The sequence below is a fragment of the Leptospira alstonii serovar Sichuan str. 79601 genome (genome assembly GCF_000347175.1).
Classification (GTDB): Bacteria; Spirochaetota; Leptospiria; order Leptospirales; family Leptospiraceae; genus Leptospira; species Leptospira alstonii.
In genome coordinates, this window is record NZ_ANIK01000102.1 from 1 (window position 1) to 2,728 (window position 2,728).

The 2,728-nt window shown below is 37.3% G+C and carries 3 protein-coding genes and 1 pseudogene; 3 read left to right on the forward strand and 1 reads right to left on the reverse strand.

What is annotated here, in order from left to right; all coding sequences use genetic code 11:
* Positions 1 to 463: pseudogene (locus LEP1GSC194_RS17825) on the reverse strand (transposase); the annotation flags it as partial.
* A 315-nt stretch (positions 464 to 778) separates the two neighbouring features.
* On the opposite strand from LEP1GSC194_RS17825, the gene LEP1GSC194_RS17830 reads away from it, so the two are divergent.
* From LEP1GSC194_RS17830 to LEP1GSC194_RS17840, 3 genes are all read left to right on the forward strand, one after another.
* Positions 779 to 1,210 (forward strand): hypothetical protein, encoded by a 432-nt coding sequence (locus tag LEP1GSC194_RS17830; RefSeq protein ID WP_036043674.1) that lies wholly within the window; start codon positions 779 to 781, stop codon positions 1,208 to 1,210.
* A gap of 112 nt (positions 1,211 to 1,322) precedes the next feature.
* Positions 1,323 to 2,375, forward strand: a complete 1,053-nt coding sequence (locus LEP1GSC194_RS17835) for a DUF1016 N-terminal domain-containing protein (protein WP_020774900.1) — start codon at positions 1,323 to 1,325, stop codon at positions 2,373 to 2,375.
* Between the two features lie 74 nt (positions 2,376 to 2,449).
* Positions 2,450 to 2,728: Rpn family recombination-promoting nuclease/putative transposase (locus LEP1GSC194_RS17840; protein ID WP_036043681.1), on the forward strand; the 279-nt coding region annotated here is incomplete at its 3' end.

A 2,728-nucleotide genomic window follows, 5' to 3' on the forward strand; every position in this document is an offset into this window, starting at 1 on the left:
TTCTACAAAGGTTAAAAGTAGAAGTGAAACAGTGGACCTCGTTTTTCCAACGATAGAAACGTTGTGTAGAGATCTTCAAAAGCTTGCAAGCGGCTTTGAGACCGATGAGAGGAGAAATCCTTGAAACAATGGAAACGATGTTTTTCTTTTGTTCGTTCCAAATTCTTCTTTTTCCCCGCATATTTTCCGTTAAGGAGAAGTAGAATTGAAAAACTACAAGAAGGGCGGAAAGAGTTTTTTTGAATGCCTTACTTTCCGAAATCTTTCTGTAGACGTCGTCTTTAAAATGAACGGGATCGTCTTCGGTAAACCCGACGACTAAAGAGAGATTTCGTTTTTTCCAATCGGAGAAAGTCGAGTCCGGAATACGGGATCTTTCCTGTTTAGATAACATACCCAGTTGCGCCTTGAGTACAAGCGCGGTGTGATACGAGTTTTTGGTTTTGATGGATTTCGTTTTCATAGTTTTGCAGAAAAAAAACCTGAAGGAAGTTTTGTAAAGTAAAAAAGAAAAATAACATAAAAATAATATGATATACTAATTTTAAAAAATGAAACATTCATTTCCACCGGGACTTGTTTTAATTTTTGAAAAAATTGGCAACACTGAGTTTTGAATTAAATATTAGTATATCAAAAAATACTAAATATAATTGTTGAAAAATAATTCCTCACCCGTTTCTTTTTTATTGAAATGGGCGATTGAAGCTGTTTTGTTAAACTGAATCATGGAATTTTTCGGGCAACTCTAATATACAGTTAGGCGTTTAATCCATATATGCGATTTATTAAGTTACTAAAAGAAATTTTTGAATCCGATCATAGGTCCCATCCCATAATTCAAGATTTTGTATATGAAGCGTATCGGGAAAAAAGTTTATCCAGTAAGAAGGATATTGAATATCACCGAATTGCTACCGGAGATAGCATTCGCGTTATACACAAGGCATTACGTGAAATTGAATTCACCAAGCTTCAGCGTAGAATTGTTTTGCAATGTTGCTTGAAACTTGTATTTGATCCGATATATAATCACTTAACTAAGCAACAACAAGATAAATTGCATAGGATCGGACGCTCTTTTTCGGGTGAAAACGAAGATTGGAAGAATGTAAATCTTGAATTGACTCAATGGGAGCAAGACACGTTAGATGCGGCATTTATCATTCAGCTTAAACGAATGGAAAAGTTGCATAGTAAGAGATTTTAAGAAATTAAGGACCTCTTTCCAATTATTTTTTAAACAAACTCGACACAGGCATCTTCTCTGTGAAAGCTAAAAAAAGGAAACGAAAGGGATAAAGGCTTAGGATATTTTTTCAATGAATCGAGAGAAAATCAATCAAGCGTTCAACGGAATCTTAAAGGTATATGAAGAGATCCGATCTCAGAGTTCTTTGAATAAAAACATTGTAGTTTTAGAAGCGAATCGAGAAATCGGCCGGATTTTAAAAAACGTTGAAAAGAATGTCACAGCGGAAGAGCGAACGAGTGGAAGCTGGATGAAAGCAATTTCCGTTCAGTTGCAGAAACATTTAAAAAAAGGGTTTTCGGAAAGGAGCCTCTTTTACGCGCAAAAGTTCTATGAAGTCTACGGCAAATCAGAATTGGATCATAGACTAAGCTGGAGCCATTATCGTAAATTGGCATCGATCCTTGATGAGAAACTGAGAGAGAAGCTGACGAAAACCGCCATACAAAAGGGATGGAGCGAAAGGGATCTCACCGCTAAAGTCAAAGAAACGGGACAACAAAGAAAATCTCCGGAATTGAAATGGAAACGTCCTGAAGGTTTGCTTTGGCATTACAAAATCAAAGAAAGCTTAACTACCGACGAAGGTTGCCTGCTTGATTTAGGTTTTTACTGCTACTACGAAATACCGAAAGTTCAAGTCGTTAACAAATACGAAACCGGCGATATTTTAGAGATTCAAAAACAAGGTAAGCCCTGGAATATTAAGAAAACAAAGATATCAAAATCATCGGATCTTTATTTCTACTTTGGAGAAATCGAGCGTATCATTGACGGAGATACAATTCTTGTAAAGTTGCAGTTAGGATTTAACGTAATTACAAGACAGAGAATCCGATTACACAACGTGTGGTCGGCGGAGTTGGATACAAACGAAGGTGCAACCAGTTTCGAGTTATTGAAAAAGAAGTTACCCGCTAAAACAAAGATAATTGTAAGGAGCAGATCTAAGGATATCTACGGACGTTATGTCGGCGATGTTTTGTATTTAACCAAAAAGGCAATTAAACCGGAAGAGATTTTAAAGGATGGAATTTATTTAAACGAGGAGCTTTCAACGGCAAATTCAGAGAATGTTAATATGCAGAAGGACAATGGAAAGGGCAGTGTCGGCAATCCTTGAAAGAATCTACATTAAAAGTTCCATTTACCCTAAAAGGCATTGACTTCGGGGCGTAGGGACTTCCAAGATTTAGCATGAACTTTTTGCCCTTAACGTCGGATTGGATGTTTAAGACATTGTTCGTTAAAGAACCGAAGCTACTGATATCGATGTTAAACGACGTGATTTTTACGAACCAAGAACACCAGATCCGGGAGATAACGATCTTGAATCCGGAACTATCGGGCGAGTTACCGAACGACAAACGTTCGTATCTGGACATACGAGCCAAGGACGAGACCGGTAGAAACTTCCATGTAGAAATCCAAGTGGCACACGAGAACTCGTTTGTAAAACGGAGCTTGTATTACCTT

Coding starts and splice junctions, on each gene's coding strand:
- LEP1GSC194_RS17835 (WP_020774900.1), top strand. CDS start 1,323: ATGAATCGAGAGAAAATCAATCAAGCGTTCAACGGAATCTTAAAGGTA.
- LEP1GSC194_RS17830 (WP_036043674.1), top strand. CDS start 779: ATGCGATTTATTAAGTTACTAAAAGAAATTTTTGAATCCGATCATAGG.